The organism is Variovorax sp. YR266 (assembly GCF_900107295.1).
Lineage (GTDB): Bacteria > Pseudomonadota > Gammaproteobacteria > Burkholderiales > Burkholderiaceae_C > Variovorax.
Genome location: NZ_FNPM01000001.1, coordinates 804596 through 829123, shown reverse-complemented (window position 1 = coordinate 829123; position 24528 = coordinate 804596). Strand labels below are relative to the sequence as shown.

At 63.9% G+C, this 24528-nt stretch carries 21 protein-coding genes; 16 read left to right on the top strand and 5 right to left on the bottom strand.

What is annotated here, in order from left to right:
* The first annotated feature begins 1057 nt into the window (after window positions 1-1057).
* Window positions 1058-3361 (top strand): autotransporter outer membrane beta-barrel domain-containing protein, encoded by a 2304-nt coding sequence (locus BLW48_RS03815; protein ID WP_256330692.1) that lies wholly within the window; start codon window positions 1058-1060, stop codon window positions 3359-3361.
* A 118-nt stretch (window positions 3362-3479) separates the two neighbouring features.
* Here the strand turns inward: BLW48_RS03815 and BLW48_RS03810 are convergent, their stop codons facing one another.
* The 3 genes from BLW48_RS03810 to BLW48_RS03800 form a co-directional block, all read right to left on the bottom strand.
* Entirely contained in the window at window positions 3480-3911 is a 432-nt protein-coding gene (locus BLW48_RS03810; protein WP_143047714.1) for a hypothetical protein, read from the bottom strand.
* Window positions 3912-4221: 310 nt separating this feature from the next.
* Entirely contained in the window at window positions 4222-4800 is a 579-nt protein-coding gene (locus BLW48_RS03805; protein ID WP_093172722.1) for a dihydrofolate reductase family protein, read from the bottom strand.
* Between the two features lie 60 nt (window positions 4801-4860).
* Window positions 4861-5448: a DUF308 domain-containing protein gene (locus BLW48_RS03800; protein WP_093172720.1), complete on the bottom strand. Its 588-nt coding sequence runs from the start codon at window positions 5446-5448 to the stop codon at window positions 4861-4863.
* A 173-nt stretch (window positions 5449-5621) separates the two neighbouring features.
* Here BLW48_RS03800 and BLW48_RS03795 point away from each other — a divergent pair, with 173 nt between their 5' ends.
* On the top strand, window positions 5622-7109 hold the full coding sequence (locus tag BLW48_RS03795) for an HD domain-containing phosphohydrolase (protein ID WP_093173254.1): 1488 nt from the start codon (window positions 5622-5624) through the stop codon (window positions 7107-7109).
* Here BLW48_RS03795 and BLW48_RS03790 read toward each other — a convergent pair.
* Window positions 7102-8526: an MFS transporter gene (locus BLW48_RS03790; protein WP_256330691.1), complete on the bottom strand. Its 1425-nt coding sequence runs from the start codon at window positions 8524-8526 to the stop codon at window positions 7102-7104. The genes BLW48_RS03795 and BLW48_RS03790 overlap by 8 nt on opposite strands.
* 180 nt (window positions 8527-8706) lie before the next feature.
* On the opposite strand from BLW48_RS03790, the gene BLW48_RS03785 reads away from it, so the two are divergent.
* Window positions 8707-9633, top strand: a complete 927-nt coding sequence (locus BLW48_RS03785; protein ID WP_093172716.1) for a LysR family transcriptional regulator — start codon at window positions 8707-8709, stop codon at window positions 9631-9633.
* A gap of 43 nt (window positions 9634-9676) precedes the next feature.
* Here the strand turns inward: BLW48_RS03785 and BLW48_RS03780 are convergent, their stop codons facing one another.
* Window positions 9677-10030: a nuclear transport factor 2 family protein gene (locus BLW48_RS03780; RefSeq protein WP_093172714.1), complete on the bottom strand. Its 354-nt coding sequence runs from the start codon at window positions 10028-10030 to the stop codon at window positions 9677-9679.
* 320 nt (window positions 10031-10350) lie between these two features.
* Here BLW48_RS03780 and BLW48_RS03775 point away from each other — a divergent pair, with 320 nt between their 5' ends.
* From BLW48_RS03775 to katG, 13 genes are all read left to right on the top strand, one after another.
* Window positions 10351-10896, top strand: a complete 546-nt coding sequence (locus BLW48_RS03775) for a DUF2867 domain-containing protein (protein ID WP_093048013.1) — start codon at window positions 10351-10353, stop codon at window positions 10894-10896.
* Between the two features lie 51 nt (window positions 10897-10947).
* On the top strand, window positions 10948-11400 hold the full coding sequence (locus BLW48_RS03770; protein ID WP_093172712.1) for a helix-turn-helix transcriptional regulator: 453 nt from the start codon (window positions 10948-10950) through the stop codon (window positions 11398-11400).
* 11 nt (window positions 11401-11411) lie between these two features.
* Entirely contained in the window at window positions 11412-11801 is a 390-nt protein-coding gene (locus BLW48_RS03765) for a VOC family protein (RefSeq protein ID WP_093172710.1), read from the top strand.
* 143 nt (window positions 11802-11944) lie between these two features.
* The gene (locus tag BLW48_RS03760; protein WP_093172708.1) at window positions 11945-12751 is read left to right on the top strand and encodes a (R)-mandelonitrile lyase; all 807 of its coding nucleotides are present in this window, start codon (window positions 11945-11947) and stop codon (window positions 12749-12751) included.
* Window positions 12752-12765: 14 nt separating this feature from the next.
* Window positions 12766-13617, top strand: coding sequence for an aldo/keto reductase (locus BLW48_RS03755; RefSeq protein WP_093172706.1), 852 nt, complete (start codon window positions 12766-12768; stop codon window positions 13615-13617).
* A gap of 788 nt (window positions 13618-14405) precedes the next feature.
* Entirely contained in the window at window positions 14406-16397 is a 1992-nt protein-coding gene (locus BLW48_RS03750) for a type VI secretion system Vgr family protein (protein WP_256330690.1), read from the top strand.
* Between the two features lie 28 nt (window positions 16398-16425).
* Complete coding sequence (locus BLW48_RS03745) at window positions 16426-18132, top strand: DUF4150 domain-containing protein (RefSeq protein WP_093172702.1); 1707 nt, start codon at window positions 16426-16428, stop codon at window positions 18130-18132.
* Window positions 18133-18150: 18 nt separating this feature from the next.
* Window positions 18151-19134, top strand: a complete 984-nt coding sequence (locus BLW48_RS03740) for a hypothetical protein (protein WP_093172700.1) — start codon at window positions 18151-18153, stop codon at window positions 19132-19134.
* Between the two features lie 63 nt (window positions 19135-19197).
* Window positions 19198-20193 carry a hypothetical protein gene (locus BLW48_RS03735; RefSeq protein WP_093172698.1) on the top strand — a complete coding sequence of 332 codons (996 nt, stop codon included), beginning with the start codon at window positions 19198-19200 and terminating at the stop codon, window positions 20191-20193.
* Window positions 20194-20220: 27 nt separating this feature from the next.
* Complete coding sequence (locus tag BLW48_RS03730; protein ID WP_093172696.1) at window positions 20221-20715, top strand: hypothetical protein; 495 nt, start codon at window positions 20221-20223, stop codon at window positions 20713-20715.
* Window positions 20712-21011 (top strand): sulfurtransferase TusA family protein, encoded by a 300-nt coding sequence (locus tag BLW48_RS03725; RefSeq protein WP_177142252.1) that lies wholly within the window; start codon window positions 20712-20714, stop codon window positions 21009-21011. The genes BLW48_RS03730 and BLW48_RS03725 overlap by 4 nt, the downstream gene beginning before the upstream one ends.
* A gap of 37 nt (window positions 21012-21048) precedes the next feature.
* The gene (locus BLW48_RS03720; RefSeq protein WP_093172694.1) at window positions 21049-22182 is read left to right on the top strand and encodes a DUF2169 family type VI secretion system accessory protein; all 1134 of its coding nucleotides are present in this window, start codon (window positions 21049-21051) and stop codon (window positions 22180-22182) included.
* A 123-nt stretch (window positions 22183-22305) separates the two neighbouring features.
* Window positions 22306-24507: a catalase/peroxidase HPI gene (gene katG / locus BLW48_RS03715; RefSeq protein ID WP_093172692.1), complete on the top strand. Its 2202-nt coding sequence runs from the start codon at window positions 22306-22308 to the stop codon at window positions 24505-24507.
* The last annotated feature ends 21 nt before the right edge of the window (window positions 24508-24528 follow it).

Sequence of the window (24528 nt, the reverse complement as noted above, 5' to 3'; positions counted from 1 at the left end):
AGGTCGAGTCTTCGACCCAAGAGCAAGATAGTCGCCGTGTTCGAGGCTCGGCATCAGTTCGGGCCTCATGACAGGCCCAACTCTTTCAAGTGAAAGGGGCTGGACGTTCCACGTCTCGGGCACTGCGAAGTCCAGCCGCCGAATGGCAAGGTCAACCTGATTCTTGCGAAAGTCCACAAGCCCTCCGCCCACGGAGAGGAGAAAGGCGCTGTTCGGATGCATCGCCTGAAACTCCCCCAGTCGGGGAATGTCTGGCCACGCACTTTCTTTCCATGTCGCGCCCACGGCACATTGCAAAGTGCCGAAAGCCGCCCACGCACTGAAGGTGCAACGTCCAAAAAATAAAGTTCTTTTGCTGCATTTCGACCACATGAAAGGTTGAAGGGCGAGCCATCTGCATCCATGATTTCGGATGTATCAACTTGTAATGGAACTCCGGATGACGTCGTTCATTGGCAAAGCAAGGGTGAGCAGCCACCCCGTTGGGCCGCAATGGTCTGCAATCTCGTTCAGTCGTGCCGCTGACATGCGAGCTCCGGTTTCTCCGGCCTCGACAGTTGCATTGGCCGTCACACTTCTCGCCATATCGGCTCCGCCGGCGCATGCCGCCAACGAGTGCGGCCCCCTGGCGGTTGGGCCCAATACCATCACCTGCGCAGGCGCCAGCTATCCCACAGGCATCAGCTACGCGCCGTCTGGCGATCTGACGATCGACCTGAACAATCCGGACATGGTCATCACGGGCACACAAGGCGTCTCGGCGACGCACGCTGTAGCCACCAGCGGTCAACTGGTCATCAGTGTCCGGGACATCAACTCCATCACGACGTCGGGCTCGGCTTTATCCTTGACGAGCAACCGGATTTCAGGGCTGGCGGCAATCAACATTGGCGACGGCTCCATCACATCAACGGGAGCCGGCCCTGCTGTGAGTGTGGGCACGACCAACGGAACCGATGCCCACGTCTCCTTGGCCGGGGGGACGGTGCGCAATACAGGCTCGGGGGGCGGCATCCTTGCGAGAGCGAGCGGAGTACCGAGCACTGGCAGTGCATCCGTGGAGATCACTGGCGGCGCCGTCGAAGCGGCCGGCGCGGCAGTCACCGCGCAGATCAATGGGACGGTGAACAATCCGTCGATGGTCAGTGTCGCCATGAGCGGCGGATCGGTGCTGGGACAGGCAGGCGGCCTGCTGGCGACGACCACGGGCAAGGGCAATGCGCAGATCCAGATGAGCGGCGGCACGGTCGCCGCCCCCGGCGCCAACGCCGACGGCATCTTCACATCGGCCAGGGTTGGCACCTATGCGGTGGACGTGACCGGTGGCACCGTCACTGGCGGCAGCGCCTTCGGCGCGGCGATCCACACCTCCGCCGCGGCCGGCGGCATCGTCAACATCGGCGCCGGGGCCATCATCAACGGGGGCGCCTCCGGCGTGGCGTTCCGCGATGGCGACGCCGATCGCAACGGTATCGACGAGATCGGCGGCAACGTGGCCCTTACCTCCGCCGGCACACTCAACGGTGCCATCCTGCTTGGCGGGGGCACCGACACTCTTACCGTCACCGGCGGCGCGATCAACGGGAACATCACCGGCGACGGCGCCGACGTGCTCAACTTCAACCTCGGTGCGAACAGCTTCACCCACGGTGCGGCCTATGCCATCAGCGGCATGGACGCCATCGTCGTCAACTCGGGCACTGCACGGCTCGATGGCACCGTTGCAGGCAACAGCCTGAACGTGAAGGGTGGCACCCTTGTGCTCGGCGGCAGCGCGACGATCACAGGCATGACATCGGTCGAAGGCGGCGCACTGGTCGTCAACGGCACGCTCGCCGGCAACGTGAACGTGCTGGCCGCAGGCCGGTTGCAGGGCTCCGGCACGGTGGGCAGCACAACGGTGGCGGGCACGATCGCGCCTGGCAACTCAATCGGCACGCTCAGCATCAATGGCAACTTCGCCCAGTCCGCAGGCTCCACGTACCAGGTGGAGGTCGACCCGGCCTCCAGCGCGTCCGACCTGCTGCGCATCAGCGGCAGCGCGAGCATCGCCAATGGTTCGCGCCTGCAGGTCGTGCGCACCGGGTCCGCGGGCTACAGCTTGGGCACCCGCTACACCGTGCTGAGCGCGGACGGCGGTCTCACCGGAACGTACAGCCTCGCGGGCGACCTTCAGAGCGCCTTTGTGCGCCTGGCCGACAGCTACGACGCGAACCATGTCTACCTGACCGCCGAGAAGGCGCGCGGCTTCGTCGAGGCAGGCGGCACCCCCAACCAGGTGGCGGTCGGCGCGGCGCTCGACAGCCTGCCCGGCAGCAACGCTCTCGTCGCCGCCATGGCTTGGCTGCCCAATGACTTCGCGGCGCGCGATGCGCTGAACCAACTGTCTGCCGACATTCATGCCTCCTCGAAGACCGCGGCGCTGGAAGACAGTCGCTTCGTGCGCGAGGCGGCGATCGACCGACTGCGCAGTGCGGCTTGCGCGCCGGGGGCCGCGAAGCCCGCGCCGCAACAGCCGCAGGGCGCATGCACACCCGAAGATGGCCGGACCCGCACCGGCTGGGCCCAGGTGTTCGGCTCGTGGGGGCGCATGGACGGCGACGGCAATGCCGCCAGGCTCAAGCGCGACATCAGCGGCTTCATGGCCGGGGTGGATACCGGCATCGACGGCGGTTGGCGCGTGGGCGCACTTGGCGGCTACAGCCGTGCGAGCGCGGACACCAGTACGCGCAACAGCAGCAGCAAGACCGACAGCTACCACCTCGGCATTTACGGCGGTACGCAGTGGGGCGCGACTGCGCTTCGCCTCGGGGCGAGCCACAGCTGGAACAAGACGGACACCAGCCGCTCCGCCGCCTTTGCGGGCTTTGCCGACACGCTCACTGGCAAGTACGACAGCACGACGACGCAGGTGTTCGGGGAAGTCGGTCACCGCCTCGAATTGGGCAGCGCGACCCTCGAACCCTTTGCCGGGCTCGCCCACGTGACGCTGAAGAGCGACGCCTTCGTGGAGCGCGGCGGGCTTGCCGCGCTGTACGGCTATGGCGGCAGCACCGATGCGACTTTCTCGACCCTGGGCGTGCGTGCGAGCATGCAGGCGAGCGAGAGCACCAAGCTGCGCGGCATGCTGGGCTGGCGCCATGCGTTCGGCGACACGGCGCCCACAAGCACTCTTGCCTTCGGCGGCAGCCTGCCGTTCACCATCGCTGGCGTGCCGCTGGCCAGGAACGTCGCTGTGCTTGAGGCCGGCGTGGAGACGCAGCTGCGCCCGAACCTGACGCTGAGTGCCTCCTATTCGGGCCAGTTCGGCGGCGGGCTGCGGGACCACGGCTTCAAGGCCAACCTGAATTGGACGTTCTGATCGACGCGGGAGGCAGCTCGGCTGCCCCTGCGCGTTATCGCAACTTGGACTCACCGGTTGGGTTCTGCGATTGGCAGCTCTGGAGCAGAACGTACTGCCGCTCAGGGCGGCGGCCATCCTAGCTGCCCAAGGCCACCCGATCTACACGCCCGGCGTCTAAGGTCTTGCCAATGATCTTCGTGGCCAGCGCAGCAACCTGAAGGGACGGCGGCAACTGATCAACTGTCAAAGGACTGACAGGTCGGCAAACCATTTCGTACGCGGACGTTGCCTGGATGGAAGTCTTGTGCACATCCGTCCAGTCGAACGAAAAAAATCCTCGCTCAGCCAACACCACGAAATCATCGGGTCGGGGATAGGGAATTTTCAACTCGACTGCACACACAACCGACAGCATCAGTGCCTGTTCTTCCGCGTTGTGAATCCAAGGCCGTGCAGTCCAGGGGATAGGGCCATCACCGCCAGTCGCAAACATGCCGACTTGCTGCAGTGAATCAGACGCTATCCAGAAAATATCGAATCCTTTAGATGAAGGCGTGTCAGGTTGCATGGTGAGACCGTACTTGGATTTCCGCTTCTGGCCCTGGAGCGTCAAACCCATCGGCCTTCAAACTCGATCTCAACGGCGCCATCCTTGACCCGAACAAGAAAGTAGCTTCCCGTACAAAACAATCCCTTGTATAGCTGTCCGGTGCGAACTTTGCAGTCCCCTTCCAGCGGCACCGGATTCTCGCTCGACACGCTTGGGGGCGTCTTCGCAAGCGCCGAAGGATTCAGGAAGGACGAGTTGATGCGCAACCTCGACGTTCGACTCGCCGAGATCGACGGGCTCATATCGACGCCGATGTCGCGGCGCCTGACTATCCGGTCTTCAGAGGCCCGTTGAACCTGTAAGCACTGAAGATGATTCCGGACGGCATTGCTTTCGTGCTGACGAGCTCGAAGGAGCGTGGTGGCGTTCCCTCCGCAAAGAGGCGTTTTCCAGTGCCCAGCAGGACCGGATAGACGATCAGCATGGCTTCATCTGCAAGCCCATGTTCGAGCAGCGTCGATGTCAGCGTGGAGCTGCCCCAGAGGACAAGGTCCGGGCCAGCTTGCGACTTGATGCGTTGAATGCTCTCGACGATGTCCGGTCCAAGGCTCTCGAACGGGCCCCACTCAAGACTTTCTGGACGGTGGGTAACGACATATTTGGTTGCCGCATTCAAGCCGTCTGCCATCGGACTGCTCGGTGCCTTTGGCCAGAAGCCCGACCACATGTCGTAGGTGCGACGGCCGAGCAGCAGATCGAAGTGCCCGCCGTGCGCGGCGAAGACTTCATCCCGGCCCTCGGGCGTCCGATAGGGCGCGGTCCAGTCAGCGTAGGGAAAGTCGTCTTCGCCGGAGGACTGGATCACGCCGTCCAGCGACACGTGCTCCATGATCTTGAGCTTTCTCATGCGAGTCTCCTTGCTTGGGGCCGATAGTACCCATCCGCACGTATGGGTGGAAGGCCGGCATCAAGCCTTCTCGGGAGCCAACGCGCCGGCCTTGGCTCTGGACTGCCGAAACAGGATGACAAGTCCGGAAATCAGAAAGTACACAGCCCCGACTGCCGCGTAGCCGCCAAAGGTCTGCACAACGGGCTCCGCACTGCCTTGCTGCGCCACAAAAAATCCTCCGGCCAGCGCAGACTGAGCCCCGCTCAGCATCATCACCCACTGCCCTCGATCGCTCTTGCGACGACGGATGGCCGTCGCCAGCTGAAGCAGCCCCGCAACGATGGCCCACACCCCGAAGATCACCAAGATGATCTGCAGCTTGAGCACGAGCGAAACCACCACGGCAACCGTGACCAGCCCGCTCATCCAGGCATTCAGGACCTGCGTGGGGTTGGCCTTTGCGCCCCCCGTCATCCTGGCGTCCAGCAGGTTTGCCAGCGCATCCCATGCGGGATAGACGATCAGCAGGCCGATTGCGAGTGCGGGCGACCCCTTGGCTGCGGTGAACGCCAGCGCGACCCACGCGAAGGAAAAAGCGGCGCGAATGAAGTAGAGCTTGCGCAGCCACGCGGCTCGCTGAAGAGGGGACTGGTTGGTGTTGGACATGGCATTGGCGGTGAAGACCGCGAGATCGGGTAGGAAGGAAGGTCGCAGCCCCTTGGGCGGGGCCGGTGCAGGAGATTCTGTTTCGGCAGCACCAGGCGCGGTATCGGTCGAATGACCGACAGGCCCCGAAAAAGAGCGACTGTGCGATGCTGGGCTTTTGCCCCAGCCATTTCATGTCCGACGACACGACCATTGCCGTTTTCGACGCAGTCCGCGCGCTTGCTTTCATCGGCGACCTGAGCATGGGCCAGCCGACCGACCATTCGCTGCGCACTGCGTGGCTCGCCGGCATGATCGCGACGCAGGCCCGCTGCGACCCATCGCAGGTCGAGGCCGCCCGGCACGTCGCGCTGCTGCGCTGGTCGGGTTGCACTGCCAATGCCCAGGAGTTCGCGGACTTTCTGGAAGACGACGTGCAAGGGCGAAGCGCCCTTCTTGCATCGCAGAAGCCGCGAACGGCGCAGCAGCCGTCCCGCAGCGTGCCCATTCCCAACGCCATGCTCGCCATGGCCAACATCCACTGCGAAATCGCCGGCGACATCGCGAACACGCTGGGCCTGGGTTCCGATACCGAAGCTGCGCTGCGCGCCATCTTCGAGACCTACGACGGCGGCGGCGTGCCCGGCCTTCTGCAAGGCAACGACGTGCCGCTTGCGACGTACGTCGTGGCCCTGGCGAGCGACCTCGAGATTTTCAGCCGCCTGTACGGGCTCGACGAAGCGCTCGCGCTGGCCCGCGGACGCGCGAACAGCGTCTACCCCGGCGCTCTTGTCGACGCCAGCGCACCGTGGGTCTCGACGTGGATGAAAGCGCTGGATTCCGCCGCCCCGCCGTGGACCGACGCTGCCGACCAGCCCGCTTCGATGCTTCGACGGGTCGGGCTGGAGCTCGTGGGCGACGTGATCGATCTCAAGCTTCCCTGGATGACGGGTTACTCGCGTCGCGTGGCCCAACTGGCGCGCGATTGCAGCGCGCGTGCCGGCCTGGACGAGGCCTTGTGCCACCGCACGTACAAGGCTGGACTGATCCACGGCATTGGGCGGGCGTCGGTGCCCAACGCCATCTGGAACGCGCCCGAACCGCTGCCGGCCTCGTCACTGGAACGCCTGCGGCTCGTGCCGTACTGGACCTCCCGCGCCGCCGGACAGATCGACGGCCTCGCGCTCGAAGCAGAAATCGCATCCTTCGCCTTCGAGCGGCGCGATGGCTCCGGCTATTTCCGCGGCCGATCGGGTGCGGCGATGCCGCAGGAGGGGCAGATCGTTGCCGCAGCCGAGCAGTGGGTTTCTCTTCGAACCCGCCGTCCGTGGCGAGCGGAGTTGACCGAAGCAGAGGCGCTCGATCGCATGAAGGAAGAGGCCGAGGCGGGCCGCTTCGACCAGGAAGTCGTCGCTGCTTTGCTTGCCAGTGTTCTGTCGCATACGTATACGCATGTGCCCGCGAAACCTGTGGCGCCGGCGCGTGGCGAGCAGTCTCTGTCAGAGCGCGAACTGGAGGTTTTGCGCTGCATCAGCCGGGGCGAAAACACCAAGCAGGTTGCTCGTGCGTTGGGCATCAGTCCGCGCACGGTGCGAACGCATGTCGAACGTCTGTTCCTCAAGCTCGAATGTTCGACGCGAGCGGCCGCGACGTTGAAGGCGGCGACCAGAGGGCTTATCTGACGAGACCTCGGGCATGGGTGACCCCAGCCCTTGCGGGACTCCTGAGCAAGCTCGCCACGCTCCCGGCCAATGCAGCCAGGGCCGCCACCGCCAGACCCCAGTGCACTGCGCTGTGGGACGGCAGCAGCCCGAACATCAGGCTCATCAACAGGCTGCCGAGCGTCAACCCCGTGAGTCGGGCGGTGCCCTGCGCGCCACCGGCCGCGCCACTGCGCTCCTTGGGTGCCGAAAGCAGCATGTTCTGGTTGTTGGGCGTCTGGAAGAACCCGAAGCCCAGGCCTGCGAGGCTCGTGAACACGGCGATCGGCAAGGCCGGGTTGCCGTGCAGCGGCCACAAGGCACACAGCGCCAGGCCGCTTGCGAAACACGCGCTTCCAGCCGCGCACAGCCATGCGCTCGGCACGCGCTGGGCCAGGCGTGCCGACAGCGGCGCGGCCAGCATCACCGCCAGAGGCCAGGGGGTCATCAAGAGGCCGGCGGTCACGGCGCTCTGGCCCAGCTCGTGCTGGATGTAGAACGGCAGCGCGACAAGGCTGGCCATCTGGCCGGTGAAGCAGCACACGGAGGCAATGACCGAGACCCGAAAGGAATGCACGCGCAGCAGGTCGAGCGGGATCAACGGCGCCGCCTTCGGCATCTCGCGCCGTACCAGCAGGATCATGCAAACGGCCGACAACACGAGCAACGCGCCGCCGTGCAACGGATGCACCACGAGCCGGTCGCTTCCGAGCACGAAGGAGGCGAACATGACCGCGTTGAGCGCGATGCTCCACACGTCGATGCGGCGCGCCGAGCGCGGCGGGCTCGGCAACCCCGCACAGGCGGCGAGCACGACCAGGCCGATCGGCAAATTCACCGCAAAGAGCCATGGCCAGCTTGCCGCGGAGAGTATGAAAGCGCCAAGGGTGGGCCCCGACGCGGAAGCGGCCGCGACGGCGAGCGCATTCCAGGCGATCGAGCGCGCCAGCAATCGACGCGGATAGGTAAAGCGCAACAACGCCAGCCCAAGAGGCATCACGGCCGCACTGCCCAGGCCCTGGAGGCACCTCGCGGCCACGAGCCATGGCAGCGACGGGGCCAACGCGCACAACACCGACGCCGCGGTGAACAGCGCGACGCCGCCAGCGAACACGCGCCGATACCCGAACCGCTCCCCGACAGCGGAAGCCGGCAACAGGAACATGACCACGGCCAGCTGGTAGGCCGTGATGATCCAGACGGCATCGGCGGGTGTCGCCTGCAGTTGCCGGGCGATGCCTGGCAGCGCGATGTTGGCGATGGCGCCGTCGAGCACCACCAGCACGCCCGCGCCCAGGATCGCGGCGACGGCTGCGAAGCGCCGCGGCAGAGGCAGGCCATCGGCGTCATGCACTGCGTTCGCGTCGTTCACCTCCTGGGTTTCGGCGGTGCGGGCCATGGTGGAAGAAGAGTTCGGTCGAAGCGTGGAGGACAACATGATTGGGCAACTGGGAGAGGCACGCTCTATTGCGCCAAGCCAGCTTAGGACTGCACACACGGCTTGCCCAGCGCGTGGCGCGCAGCTTGTTCCTGCATGCGGCGCCTGTCGAAACCATCGCAGCCGTGCTAGGTTTCGGGCATGCCAACAGATGCCGACCTGAACCTGCTGCTTGCGTTGAACGCACTTCTTTCCGAGGGCAGCGTCGCGAAAGCTGCCGAGCGCCTGGGTCTGAGCGAATCGGCCATGAGCCGGGCGCTCGCGCGATTGCGGGAATCGACCGGGGACGAGTTGCTCGTTCGCGCGGGTCGCGCGATGGTGCTCACGCCGCATGCGCTGGCACTGCGCGACCGCGTCAGGGAGTTGGTGCAGGAGTCACGCGCGGCGCTTCAGCCCGCCGGCGCGAGCATGGACCCTCGCACGCTCCAGCAACTGTTCACCATACGGGCCAATGACGGCTTCATCGAGGGCTTCGCGCATCGGCTCGTGGCTCGCACGGCGCACGAAGCGCCCGGCGTTCGCCTGCGCTTCGCGCCCAAGCCCGACAAGGACGTTCGTCCCCTGCGCGAGGGATTGATCGACCTGGATGTCGGCGTTCTCGGCGAGGCGGGCCCGGAGGTGCGCGTTCAGGCGCTCTACCGCGACCGCTTTGTCGCTGCGGTGCGCGAGGGCCATCCCCTGCTCGCCGAACCCGGGATCACTGCCGAGCGCTACGCCGCCTGCGACCACGTGGTCACTTCACGCCACGGCCGGACTGTAGGGCCGGTGGATGACGCTCTCGCAGCGATGGGCCTGGTGCGCAATACCGCAGTCGTCGTGCCCAGCTTCAGCACTGCCTTGTCGATAGCGGCTGCGACTGACCTGGTGGCGCTGATACCGTCTTCGTACTTCGAACACCTGAGGGCGCGGGGCACGCTGCGCTCGTTCCCGCTGCCGATGCCCACGGAGCAGATCACCGTGTCGCAGATGTGGCATCCGCGTCTTGACCGGGACCCCGCGCATCGGTGGCTTCGCGCAGTGGTGCTGGAGGTTTGCCGGCCGCTGAATGAGCAAACAGGAGCGACGTGAGTTCATGCTCCCGGCCAGAACCGGACACTCCATGAACGGCGGGTCAGGGCGTGGTGGAAGTCGCCGTGGTGGCTTGAGTCATCACGGTGACCCATGCACCGTCGATGCGCTTCCAGACTTCCACTACCCATAGCCCGCCACTGAAAAAGCGAGTGACTACAAGGTCGCCCTGCTGTTCGTGTTGCTCGCGTTCGCGTGGGACATAGGGCCGCTGCTTCTGCGTTTGAAGGTTGCCGATCCGTTCGGCCCGAGACATGAACTGGCCGCTCTGCTGGACAGTCGTGAAGTCGCTTGCGGTGTACTTGCCCCACTGTGCCGCATCGACGGCATAGAAGGCTTCGTCTCGTGCACGCATGGCGGCTTGCAGGTCAGGAGGGAGCATGCTTGTGTCGGTCATGAGAGCACTGTAGCTTCCACAGTTGCCGCCGCGAATACCGCGACGGGCAGGAGGCCGAGCTTTTCCACTTGTGCCAACTATGGAGTCCAGTGCGACCTGCCACGCATAAGATGCGAGAGTCGGGAGCGATTTCTCTTTGAGACGCTGGAGTCTTCCAATGACTACGATTGCCGAGAACACAGGTTTCGTCACGCTCATCAACGTATGCGTTCAAACCCTGTCACGTCTCCATCCCTTCCGGCGAGGGAGACGTGCAGCATCTGGCTTCGCCCGCCGTCGCCCGTCCCTCATGTCATCCGTTAGGCCTAGGAGCGCCATTCATGCCAAGCGAACTCACGCTAGTAAAGCCGGTTGCTCTCCCCACGCAGTCTGCCGTCGCTACTATTTATGAATCAACGAATCTCGCGGACGCATTTGCGGTTCAACTTCCCTTTGGCACCTCCAGCGATCCAGAGGTCCTGTGGCGATTCCTTATTTCGCAGCAGCCATCCTGGATCGGATGGCTCACCAACGCCCGGGATGCAATCGTTGCGTGCTTTGGTCTGAAGACCGCCAAGCACCTCGCGACTCTCTCCAGCGAAGCCAACGCCGACCGCATTGGCATCTTCAAGGTCTACGCCAAAAGCGAAACCGAGATCGTCTTGGGCGAGGACGACAAGCACCTCGATTTCAGACTGTCGGTACTTCACACCCCCGACTTGTCTCCAACGCTCGGTGGCCAACTGACTGTCTCAACCGTCGTCCACTGCCACAACCTCCTGGGCCGAGCCTACATATTGGTTATCGCTCCTTTTCATCGCCAGGTTGTGAAAGCCAGTCTTCGTCGCGCCGCACATATCGGTTGGCCCAAGGCAGCCGCAAGATAGAGGCGTGCCAGCCGCAACGACAATGCAGGGCATCACGCGCCGCCACCCGCCATGATCTCGCCCGACCTTCTGAAACGAATGTGCGATGCCCGCCATCGCCTCCAGTTCGAACTGGAGCCGCCGGCAAGCGTGGCGCATCTGGCGCAAGAGGCTGGCTTGTCGACTTCGCATTTCATCACCCAGTTCAGCGCTCTCTTCGGCGAGACGCCCTTGCAATGCCGGACGCGCGCACGCCTGGACCGCGCGCGCGAAATGCTTCTTGCCACTGACGAGCCCGCCACGCAGATCGGCCTGGCGCTGGGCTTCGACAACCCGGGGAGTTTTTCGCGCCTGTTCAGCAGGCGCTTCGGTGTGCCTCCGCGGGCATACCGTCGGACGGCCAAGCTCATCGTTGCGCCTGCAGGGTGCATCGCGCTGATGAACCAGGCCCATGCGGGCGACCTCAATTTCGGCGAAGTCGTGCCGGGCCATGTCGGGCAGGATGGTGGCCTCACACCTCACTGATCCCATTCATCATGCGCATCAACCTCACGAGCATTTTCGTCGACGACCAGGACAAGGCCCTGGCCTTCTACACGCAGGTCCTCGGCTTCGTGAAGAGCCAGGAGATCCCGCTCGGGGCATACAAGTGGCTCTCGGTACGGTCTCCTGAGGGCGGCGACACGGAGCTTTCCCTGGAGCCCAATGCCAACCCCGCGGCCCTCGCGTACCAGCAGGCGTTGATGAGCCAGGGGATCCCATCGACGGCCTTCGAGAGCGACAACCTCGAGGCAGACGTGAAGCGCCTGAAGGAGCACAGCGTGCGCTTCACCATGGACCCGATGGACAGCGGGGCGGTCAGGCTTGCGATCTTCGCGGATACGTGCGGCAACCTGATCCAGATCTACCAGCATCGCAAGAAATGAAGCTGGCTTGAAGCCGGGCGCGGTAGCGCCGATTGTCCGTTCCGGCTTGTCAATCCAACAAGCGTTTGCCGTCTATTCGGGTGTGGGTGCGGCTCCTAGACTGCGTGGATATTGCGTCCGCGCAGCCAACCTGGGAGAACCCGATGAAGCATTTCGCCGCAGCCGCGCTGGCCCTCTCGATGTTGCCGCCCGTGGCAGCCGCCGAGCCCGAGTTGCAGATTTCCCGGGCCGGCACACGCACGGCAAACAGTGCACCTGCACAGAATTTCACAGGCAGCGTGCGTGTCGAGATGCTCTACACGCCGGCCGGGCCTGAGCGCACGTCCGCCGGCTCGGTGAGCTTCGCCGCCGGTGCGCGCACTGCGTGGCACACACATCCGCTGGGGCAGACCTTGATCGTCACCGCCGGCGTTGGCCGCGTGCAGCGCCTCGGCGGCCCGATCGAAGAGATCAAGGCAGGTGACGTCGTGCACATTCCGCCGGGCATGAAGCATTGGCATGGGGCCGCTCCCACCAGCGCGATGACGCACATCGCCATCACGGAAGCTCTCGATGGCAAGGCGGTGGATTGGCTTGAGCAGGTCAGCGATGCGCAGTACGGCGCGCCGCAGGCTGCTGCGGCCGCCGGACCGGCGCAGCCGTCGCAGGCCCAGCGCCTGCTTGGCGACGTCGTTCCGAAGCTGGCACAGCTCACCGACGACGTGCTGTTCGGCGACGTGTGGGTGCGGTCGGGTCTCTCGCCGCGCGACCGGAGCCTGGTCACCGTGAGCGCGCTCATCGCAATGAATCGGCCCGACCAGCTGCGCTCGCACATGTCCCGCGCGCTCGACAACGGCCTGTCGAAAGACGAATTGGCCGAGGCACTGACGCACCTCGCCTTCTATGCCGGTTGGCCCAACGCGGTGACGGCAACCGGCGTTGCCCGCGAAGTGTTCGCGACGCGGCCTTGATGAAAGAACTCGATATGCAATACGTGACTTTGAACAATGGCGTGCGGATGCCGATCCTCGGCTTCGGCGTCTTCCAGATTGCCGACCCGGCGCAGTGCGAGCAAAGCGTGGTCGATGCCATCGAGGCCGGCTATCGCCTGATCGACACGGCAGCTTCGTACATGAACGAAGAGGCTGTCGGCAAGGGGCTGCGCCGCAGCGGCGTGGCGCGAGACCAGCTGTTCGTTACGACGAAGCTCTGGGTCGAGGACAACGGCTACGAGCGCACCCTGCTGGCCATCGACAAGTCGCTGCGCCGCCTCCAGCTCGACTACCTCGACCTGTACCTGATCCATCAGCCCTTCGGCGACGTTCACGGATCGTGGAGGGCGATGGAAGCAGCCCACAAGGCCGGCAAGCTCCGCGCTATCGGCCTGAGCAACTTCCATCCCGACCGGCTGATGGACATCAAGGTTTTCAACGAAGTGGCGCCCGCGGTGAACCAGGTGGAAGTGAACCCCTTCCATCAGCAGACCGACAGCGCGACGTTCATGCACGACAACGGAGTGCAAGCCGAGGCGTGGGCACCGTTCGCCGAGGGCCGCAACAACCTGTTCGGCAACGAGGCCTTGCTGGACATCGGTGGAAAGTACGGCAAGTCGGTCGGGCAGGTCGTGCTGCGCTGGCTTGTTCAGCGCGGCATCGTGGCGCTCGCCAAGTCGGTGCGCAGGGAGCGGATGGCGGAGAACCTGGACATCTTCGATTTCCAGCTGGACGACTCGGACATGCTCCGCATCGCAGAACTCGAAACCGGCACGAGCAGCTTCTTCTCGCATCGCGATCCGGCAATCGTCAAGTGGATGAGCGAACGGCGGCTCGGCGTCTGAGATGCATTCCGGGCAGAACAATTCGCCAGTGACTGGCGTACTCATTGCCGCTGCACTGGCTCGCGGGCGCGCAGTTCTCGCGAGACCCTGAGGCGTTGAAGCAGTACTTCTCAACAATGTGCAGGTTGCGGATCTGATGTCCGGGTTTCTCGCGCGGAAGGGCCTGGACTGAGTTGGCCTTGCCCCGAGGCCGCCTGCAGCTCGAACCACTCCCAGCGCTTGAAAGCCCTTGGCGTCGGCGAACACTTGCATGTACGTTCCGCCGCGCCGCTCGATGACTGCGAACTCCGCGCCGATGTCGAAGCAATCAGGAATACCGAGCGGCACATGAACCAGCAACACATCGTGCGCCTTCGAGCGGCGGGCAAAAACCTGCGCCAGCCCGGGAGCCGTCCGTGCATTCAATCGCAGGGGGTTCGCAAAGGCTGCCGGCAAGCTCCACTGCACTGCGTTTGATTGCATCGCTCGCGGCGTGATCCTCGATGCCTCCATGGAGCAGGTCGATGTACTCGTGAAGTTGCATGAAAGAATTAAGAAAAGAAAGGGACCGCTGGAGTAGAGGCTGTATTTCTTACAGAAGAAGTTCGCAAACGCATGAGAAAAATGACTTGGACGGTTTTCAGGTCATATATGGGTAATGGGTCTTTACTAAAGTAGCGAACGAGTTTCGACGGGACCACGGGCATCACGGTCCCCGTCCTGCCTTGTAAGTTCAAGCATCAGGGAGATCTCACATGCCAACAGGCTCTACGCAAGTTGCGCGCGTTCTGAGCGTTTCTGCGGCTGCCATGCCCACACTCGGCGGAGAGCCGGCCCTGGAGCCGGTGGCCATCGAAGGCAGCGAAGGCCTGAGCACGCTGTTCCGTTACACCCTCACGCTCGCCACGCCCGAGCAGCCTGGCTACAACGAGCGTCAGGCCGCCAACGTGACCATCAAGCAGTTGGTCGGCGAGGCGCTCACCGCGCATGTCGTGCTGGACGGTCGTCCCGGCTCAGGTCCGGACCGGCGCCACATCTCGGGCCTGGTAACGCGTGTGAGGTTCCTGCGCCTGGAGAATCGCCGTGCGTTGTACGAAGCGGTGCTCGAGCCTTGGCTCACACTGGCCACGCGCACCAGCGACTACCGAATTTTCCAGAACCAGACCGTGCTGGACATCGTCAAGGATGTCCTCGGCAAATATGGCCTTCCCTTCGATGTGCGGGCCACCCGCAGCTACCCGCCGCGCGAATTCCAGGTGCAGTACGGGGAGACCGACTACGACTTTGTCGCACGGCTGCTGCACGAGTGGGGGCTCTACTACTACTTCGAGCACGAAGAGAACAATCACAGGCTGGTCATCGTCGATGACATGGCTTCGCACCAGCCGTTCGCACACGCGGGCTATCAGACCATTCCTTTCCATGCGGCGGACGCCACCGTGCGGGAGGAGCATTGCGACCGCTTCAACGCCTGCGAGGAGCTGCAAAGCGGCCGCTGGATCACCGACGACTTCGACTTCAAGCGCCCCAAGGCCGAGCTGCAGCAGATCAGCGCAATGCCGCGCAAGACCGCGCAGAACACATGGGAGCGCTACGACTGGCCGGGTGACTACGTCGTGGAGTCCGAAGGCGAGCAGCTGGTGCGTACGCGCATGGAAGAGACGGGCAGCCAGGGCGAGCGCGCCAACGGTGCGGGCAACCTGCGGGCCGTGGTGCCGGGGTACCTGATCACGCTGGAGCGGCATCCCCAGAACGAATCGAACCGGCAGTACCTTGTGACGAACACGAGCCTGCGGCTGCAGGACGTGGGCGACGCCAGTTCGCAGCAGGAGTTCGAGTGCCGCGTGGAGTTCGAGGTCATTCCAACCAGCAAGGTCTACCGGGCCCCGACGCCAACGGTGCCGCGGCCACGAACCACGGGACCGCAAACCGCGATCGTCACAGGCCCGGCGGGCCGCGAGATATGGACCGACCAGTACGGCCGCGTGAAGCTGAGCTTTCACTGGAATCGCTATTGCACGAAGGACGAAAACAGCTCCTGCTGGGTACGCGTGTCCTCGCCCTGGGCCGGCACCAATTTCGGTGGCATCCAGATTCCGCGCATCGGCCAGGAGGTGATCGTCGATTTCGAGAACGGCGACCCCGACCGCCCCATCGTGACGGGCCGGGTCTACAACGCCGACAACATGCCGCCGTGGACCTTGCCGGACAACGCCACGCAAAGCGGTTTGCTCACGCGCAGTTCCGAAGGCGCAACGGATGCCAACGCCAACGCACTGCGCTTCGAGGACAAGAAGGGCCAGGAACAGGTGTGGCTGCATGCCGAGCGCAACCAGGACATCGAGGTCGAGAACGACGAAACCCACTGGGTGGGCCACGACCGCAGCAAGACCATCGACCACGACGAGACGGTTCACGTCGGGCACGACCGCACCGAGACCGTGGGCCACGACGAGACCATCACGATCGGCAACAACCGCATGGAGACGATCAAGGCCAACGAACTGTTGACCGTGCTGCAGAACATGAATCGCTTCGTGGCGCTCACCTCGTCGGAGGAGGTGGGCATAGCCAAGACCTCGCTGGTCGGCCTTACCCAGACGGTGGCCGTCGGCAAGAGCAAGAACGAAACCATCGGCGAAGACTTTTCGCTCGACGTGGGCGAGAAGCTCGTCATCACGGTTGGCAAGAGCCGGCTCGAGATGACGAAGGACGGGCAGGTCACGCTCACCGGTGCCAGGTTCGACTTCCGCGCCACTGGCGCGGTGCGGATCAACGGCAAGGTCATCGATCTCTGCTGATTGAAGACGCCGCGAGGATCGATCATCCATGGCACTGGATCCCAAGGCAGGCGCGTCTGCGTCCAAACCCGGATTGATCCCCGGTCGAATCGCACGTGTCGCGGTGATCCTGGGCAAGCCAGGGCCGAAAACTCCCGGCAGCGATCCAGCTCCTGAAGCAGGCCGGGACGTCGGAGAGGCAATCGTGGTGTGCACAACCCCCGATGTGTGCAAGACGCCCATCGGATCCTCCACACCTCCCATTCCGTATCAGATCACCGGCAAGCTTGGTGACGATGCCAACACATCGCAAAACGTCTTTCTCACCGGCCTCAAGGCGTTCAAGTTCGACAGTGTGGTTACGCATGTCAACGGTGACGAGCCCGGAACGGCGACAGGGATCAAGTCGGGGACGGTCGGCGACATCGCAGAACCCAAGACGGCATCGACCATAGTGCGCGTCAACGGCCAGTGGCTGGTGCGTGACGGCGACAGCTTCTGGATGAACAGGCGCAACACTGTCGGCGAGTTGATCTACAAGAAAGATCGGAGCAAGCACTGGCCACCCAACGATGATCCGGCCATCGACGACAGCGAGGCCGAAGCACTGTTGGCGCGGGCACAGGCTGACGGCGCCGTCATAGAGACCTACGAGACGGAACAGGAAAAAACCGGCAAGGCGCGTCTCATCCCTGCTGCGAGCACGACCGGCTATTCGAGCCTTGTGCGCACAGCGCTGGGAGAAAGACCAATCCTGCTCGCGCAGGCGCAACTGCAGCCGATGCCCAACGCGCCGGTTAGCGACGTGCGCCCCTCGACCATCCCCCAAGTCAGGCCGACGCCAACGTTCCAGCCCGGTCCGGCTGCCAACGACAACGTCTTCCGGCCACCCCCCGGCATGCCTCGTCCGTCGGGCGGCACGGGATTGGCCGGCAAGGCCGGCGCGGCGAGCCGATTCCTGATCATCCTTTGGCTCATCCAGGGCGCACCTATGCCCGGCGACAGCCTCATCCTGGGCAGGTCCGGCGCAAAACAAGTCCTGGAAGGCATAGATCCGAAGACACCGCAGGAACAGGCGATCTACGACCAGGCCTTTGAGCACCTCGCCCAGTACAAGGCCAGCGCGTACGACTCCTGGTGGCCTGCGAGCGCCAGTGACTACGACGCGGAAGTACGCAAGGCCGTCGAAGCGCAGATTGCCGAAGAGCGCGCGCGAGCGCAGCAGCAGGCCTCGGCCCCACAGTCCCAACAGGAGGTGACGCCTTCATCAAAGCCAAATCCCGAAGAGGGCGCGAAGATCGAGGGCAAGCCTGATCCCTGCAACCCAGGTGCCCACGGCAAGAACGAATGCCCACCCAATCAGCAATCGCACCACATCATCGCGGACTACATCCTGCGGATCGGCACGCGGACTGAACCCGGGGCGCGTTTGCCGGGAGCTCCGTCGCTCAACGAAGGCCCAGCGATCTGCCTCACCGATGCGGAACATGCCCGCGTTCACGAGTTGATGGATGGTGCGATCAAGGCGGCCGGCGGAGCCACCGGGACCGTCTCCTTCGACAAGGTCAAGCAGATTGCCTACGATGCCTTGGCCAAGGCCAAGCCGGACTGCAAGGGGAAGTTCGAAGCTGCTACAGACGAGTACTTCCAGAAGATTTCGCAGGATGCATTGGTTCGAGCCTACAAGACGGCATCGAAGGCCGTGAAAGAAGCTGCCCGCAAAGCTCTGAAGTCCGCGGGATGGCCCATTGAATAGAGTGAAATCAACACATCCATGGAACAGTTCAACACCACTGCGTCAGCCCCCGAACTCAAGATCGAAACCGGTGTCGCTGCGACGCGCAACCGGCTGGTCATCTCGTGCTCGAAGATCGAGGATCGCTTCGAGGGCTTCGCCCGCCTCTGCATATTCAATGCGGACAAGTCGGTCAAATGGAACTATTTCGATCTGCCTCTCACGATACGAGCCGGTGCCCTGCATCATCCTTCTCCATCGGAGGCTGCCTCTTTCGTTTTTGCTTCGGAAAACGGCGATGTCGTCCATCTGCCGATCGGCAAAGCACCAGAGATGGAGCGTGTGGTCGGCTCAGGCCTGTGGGACGACGACTCCGAAGGTTGGGGCTACTTGAACGCATTGCGTCAGATCGGTGGGCATCTATATGCCTGCGGAGGCGGCGGACAAATCTACCAGCGCCTTGGCGAAGACGCGTGGGAGCATGCCGATCACGGCCTGCTGCAAGAACCTGAGGGCGAGCACAACCTGTTCCTGAATGTGATTGACGGTACCGATGAGCGCGCGCTCTACGCCGCAGGCTGGAATTCAGACACCAATGGAGGTCTGCTGTTCTTTCGCATGGATGGTGCCTGGAAGCCCATTGCCGTCGATACGGCGGAACTCACTGGGCTGTGCATCGAGAGCAGCGATTCCATCTGGATTTGCGGTCACAACGGCGTATTGCTGCACGGCAATCAGTCAACGGGATTTGCGGACGTCTCTCAACTGGACGATTCGAGGAACTACAGCGATGTCAAGATTTACGGTGGGAGGGTCTACCTTGCCACTCCTGAGGGACTGTTTGCCCATGAGAACGGCATCATCGAGCCCGTCGTCACGGGTCTCGTGCCGGAGTACCGCGATGGTCACGTATTGCAGGTGGTTGACGGCGTCCTGTGGTCCATCGGCTATGCAGACATTGCTCGCTACGACGGGACAGTCTGGGAGCGCATCCCGTTCCCGGGAAATCCTCCGATCCTGTAGCTTCGGTGGCTCTGTGGACGCGAGACATGAACCGGGTGAGCGAGGCGGCGTCAAGGCACGGCGATGAAACCTCTGATCAAACCCGACGCGATCCAGCTTCAATTCGAAGCAGCGGTAGCTGGCACGCGCGACGATCTCTTTCTGACCTGTTCCAACGCAGAGGAGCGCTTTGAAGGCTTTGCTCGTCTGTGTCGATTTCGCGCGGGAGCGAATCCGCCGTGGGGCTACTTCGACCTCTCGGCCACAGTCTCGGACGCGACTTTTTTCTCCCCGACGCGCCATACCGATGACGCGGTAGCGGTGCCCGCCTTTGTCTTTCTGACGGAAGAAGGCAACGTGATGTACATGCCACCCAACGAGCCCGCCGTAACCGAGCGCATCGAGGGATCGGGGCTGTGGAGCGACGACTCCGAGGGATGGGGGACCATGAACGCGATCGCGCAGATCGACAGTCGCCTCCATGCCTGCGGCGGCGGCGGCCAGGTCTATCGGCGATCGGATGCCGGAACCTGGGAGCAGATCGGTACCGGATTGCTGCGGGGCAAGACCGAGACTGGCGGGCTCACCCTCAACGCCATAGCCGGGCCCCACGAACAGGAGGTCTACGTCGGAGGCTGGCGCGCGAACGTGAACGACGGTGTGCTGTTCTGCGGGAACAACCGTGGCTGGAAGCCCATGACGTCCAGTTTCGCGTCGATCAGTAGCATCCATGCCGAGCGTGACGATTCGATATGGGCGTGCGGTCGCCGTGGAACCGTTCTGCACGGAAATCGCATCGATGGATTCAAGGACGTTTCGGAGCTCGACGACACCCGCAGCTACGTCGATATCACGAGCTACGACGGGCAGATCTTCCTGGCGACGGAGAGAGGTCTTTACGTCCATGACAGCGGCACGACTCGACGCGTCCAGACGGGGCTCAATCCAGACCATGCGGATGGCCACGTCCTGCAGGTGGTCGATGGGGTGCTGTGGTCCATCGGCTATGCCGACATCGTGGGCTTCGACGGCACGGCCTGGGAACGCATTCCGTTTCCCGGTAATCCCCCGATCCGATAGGCAGTCATGGCACGGTGGAAACGCGATATGGATTGGGTCAGCGAGGCGGCGCAGCGCATCGGTTGCTGCGGCCTCGCCGAGTGGCTGCTGGAATTTGCCTCGTGGGCAGAGCTGACGCCTACCGAGTGCCCACCCTCGGGGCTTGCAAAGAAGGTGGACTACGCAAGCCTTTCGCGCGGTCTGAAGATGACGCTGCTCTACCCCTTCGCCGAACGCGCCGCATCAGCCGATCCGCAAGCGTGGGTGCTCCATGACCTCGAAATCGATGCCTCCAGGCTTCCTCTGCCCTGCGGTCTCAATGTCAGCGCTGAGACGCCTCGGAGCACCCAACGCAAGTTGAGCGCCGACACGGCTTTCGGCCGCAGTGTCGATTTCCGCGACGGCAACTACCGCGTCGTCCACTACCTTTCAGATGGCCGCGTGGTCGGCGTCGGATTCAAACCCATCCTGGTGGGCATCGAGAGCCTGCACCTGCAGCGCATCGTGACCATGCCCGATTTCCGCACGATGGGAACACCGTGACGAGCCCGTCGCCGGACCCGTCGACCATTCCCTTTCTGCCCGCACGGCCGGCCCCGGCCGAGTCCGAAACCGGCGACGCCCTTCAGATCGATGCCTGCGGCACGCGCTGCCCGGTGCCCATATTGCGATTGCGCAAGGCGTTGAGCCGCAGCGCACCGGGGCAGGTGCTCATCCTCACCACGGACGATCCTGCTGCGTTCACCGATATTCCGCAGGCCATGGCCTCGCTCCCGGCCCAACTCTTTGCCATTCGCCGCGAAGGTGATCGCGTCATCTTCACCGTGCTGCGTCAGTGACGACAGGCAAGCTTCGACGGTCTTCAACCCAACAGTCATGGCGCCACACCTCGAGAATCGCACGCCTTTTTCCGCTCTGGCCTTTTCGCAGTTTCACAGCGACGGCACCGACATGGCCGTGCTGGCAGTGCGGGGCAGCTTCCATGTCGTGCCGAACGCTCCGCTGGTGCTCGCGCCCCGACAGAACGAACTCGAACTTGCCGACCGCTACGAAGGCGACGCTGCCAACGGCCTGCTGGTGCGGACCTGCGACATCGTGCCTTTCAGGCCGGCGGCTGACCTCACCATCCTGGGTGCGAGCTGGGCGCCTCGGGGCGTGGAAGCCCGCTCGTGGATCACCGGCGTGCGTCTGGGCAAGCTCGAGAAGGTTCTGAGGGTCCACGGGCCGAGAGTCTGGCGCTGCGCCACCGCGCAGGAACAGGAAAAAGACAGATCGACCAGCAAGGGCTGGGCACTCTCGCAGGCCCATCCCGTCAAGGCCGTCGCACTCGACTGGCGCGGGGCCTTCGGAGGCCCGATACCCGGCTCGGGAGACGATGAGACGCCGACCGACGTGCATCGCTTCAACCCGATCGGATGCGGCATCGTCGATGAAGACCACAGCCCTTCGGATGTCGATATTCCCGCACCTTGCATCGAGGATCCCGCTGATCCCGTTCTCGATTGGCGTCGCCGTGACTACGTGCCGCAAGGCTTCGCTCCGCTTCCGCCGGTCTGGCGTTCCCGCCAGCAATACACGGGCACTTTCGACGATGCATGGCTCGCGTCGAAACATCCTCTGCTGCCGGACGATTTCGACTACCGCTTCTACCAGTACGCGGCGCCGGACCTCATTCATCGGGAGCGCCTGAACGGCGACGAAGAGCTGCAGCTTCTTCACATGCATCCGGACCACACCCACATTCAGGTCTGGCTGCCTGGCGTGCAGCTGTCCGCCATGGCGCACTGGAAAGATGGAGGCACTGCCCCTCAGGAAATGATGCTCGACGGCGTCCATGTGGATCTGAACTCCGATCTGGCGACGGTCTATCTGACGTGGCGATGCTGGGTGCCCAAGCGGTCAGGCATTCATCTGATGGAACTGCAGGTCGAGAACCCTTCGAGACTCCTGGAAGCAGGGCGCCAGTACGTCAACCATGACCGGTTGCCGGGTGCGCCGGCCAAGGGTTGAGTGAAGCAGAAACCATAGTTCGCCGCTATGAATTCAATTCACTCAATTGGGTTGATTGACGAGAGATCCAAACCTAGACTGGTCTCGGACCCCACGTGCGATCACCAACCAAAGGAGAACCCCTTGTCCGATGAAACAAAGTGCCCCTTCCCGGGCCACCAGCGTACACACAGCTTTGCCGGCGCTCCTGCGAATACAGACTGGTGGCCCAGCCAGCTGAACCTGAAGCTCCTGCACCAGCATTCCGCCGAGTCCGATCCCATGGGCGAAGCGTTCGACTACACCGAGGAATTCAAGACCCTCGACCTTGATGCCGTGATCAAGGACCTCCATGCCCTGATGACCGATTCGCAGGACTGGTGGCCCGCCGACTACGGCCACTACGGGCCTCTCTTCATCCGCATGGCCTGGCACTCCGCCGGCACGTACCGCATTGCGGACGGCCGCGGCGGCGGCGGCCACGGCGCTCAGCGCTTCGCGCCCCTGAACAGCTGGCCGGACAACGGCAACCTCGACAAGGCGCGCCGGCTGCTGTGGCCGATCAAGCAGAAATACGGCCGCAAGCTTTCGTGGGCCGACCTGATGATCCTGACCGGCAACGTCGCGCTGGAGTCCATGGGCTTCAAGACATTCGGCTTCGCCGGCGGCCGCCCCGACATCTGGGAGCCGGAAGACGACATCTTCTGGGGCCCCGAAGGCAAGTGGCTGGCCGATGAGCGCTACAGCGGAGACCGCGTGCTGGCCGGCCCGTTGGCCGCCGTGCAGATGGGCCTGATCTACGTGAACCCCGAAGGACCGAACGGCAACCCCGATCCGCTCGGCTCGGCCCGCGACATCCGCGAGACCTTCGCCCGCATGGCCATGAACGACGAGGAAACCGTGGCGCTCACCGCCGGCGGCCACACCTTCGGCAAGGCCCACGGCGCGGGCGACCCGGGCCTGGTCGGTGCCGAACCCGAGGGAGCCGACATCGAGGAACTGGGCCTGGGATGGAAGAACAGCTTCGAAAGCGGCCTGGGTGTGCATGCCACCACCAGCGGTATCGAAGGCGCCTGGACCCCCACGCCCACGAAATGGGACAACAGCTACTTCGAGACGCTGTTCGGCTACGAATGGGAACTCACCAAGAGCCCGGCGGGCGCCAACCAGTGGAAGCCCAAGGGCAGCACGGGCGCAGGCACCGTGCCAGACGCGCACGATTCGGGCAAACGCCATGCCCCGATGATGACCACGGCCGACATGGCCATGCGCATGGACCCGGCCTACGAAAAAATCTCGCGCCGCTACATGGCGAATCCGGCGGAGTTCGCCGATGCGTTCGCCCGCGCCTGGTTCAAGCTGACGCACCGCGACATGGGGCCGCGTGCACGCTACCTCGGCGCGCTGGTGCCGAAGGAAGAGCTGATCTGGCAGGACCCGATTCCCGCCGTGAACCACCCGCTGGTCGATGACAAGGACGTCGCGGCCCTGAAGGCCAAGGTGCTCGCCTCCGGCCTGGGCATTGCGCAGTTCGTGGGTGCTGCCTGGGCTTCGGCCTCGACCTTCCGCGGCAGCGACAAGCGCGGCGGCGCCAACGGTGCGCGCATCCGCCTCGCCCCGCAGAAGGACTGGGAAGTCAACCAGCCGGCCCAGCTGTCGAAGGTGCTTTCGACGCTCGAAGGCATCCAGAAGGAATTCAACGGCGCGCAGTCCGGCGGCAAGAAGATCTCGCTCGCCGACCTGATCGTGCTGGCCGGCAACGCAGCGGTCGAGGCCGCTGCGAAGAAGGCCGGACAGGACGTGACGGTGCCTTTCTCGCCGGGGCGCGGGGACGCTTCGCAGGAGCAGACCGACGTCGAATCCTTCGCACCCCTGGAGCCGCAGGCCGACGGGTTCCGCAACTATCTGAAGAAGGGTATCGACTCGGCCACCGCTGCCGGCCTGCTGCTCGACAAGGCGCAGCTGCTGACCCTGAGCGCGCCTGAGCTGACGGTCCTGGTCGGTGGCCTGCGCGCCCTGAACGCGAACGTCGGGCAGTCGCAGAACGGTGTGTTCACCAAGCGTCCGGAGACTCTCAGCAATGATTTCTTCGTGAACCTGCTCGACATGAACACCGGGTGGAAGAAGTCAACGACGGCTGAAGGCGTGCTGGAAGGCCGCGACCGGAAGACGGGCGAACTCAAGTGGACGGGCACCGTCGTCGACCTCGTGTTCGGCTCCAACTCGCAGTTGCGCGCGCTCGCGGAAGTCTATGGGGCCAGCGACTCGCAGAAGGCCTTCGTACGGGACTTCGTGGCCGCCTGGACCAAGGTGATGAACCTCGATCGCTTCGACCTCAAGAAGTGATCGGGCGGTGATTGAAGGCGA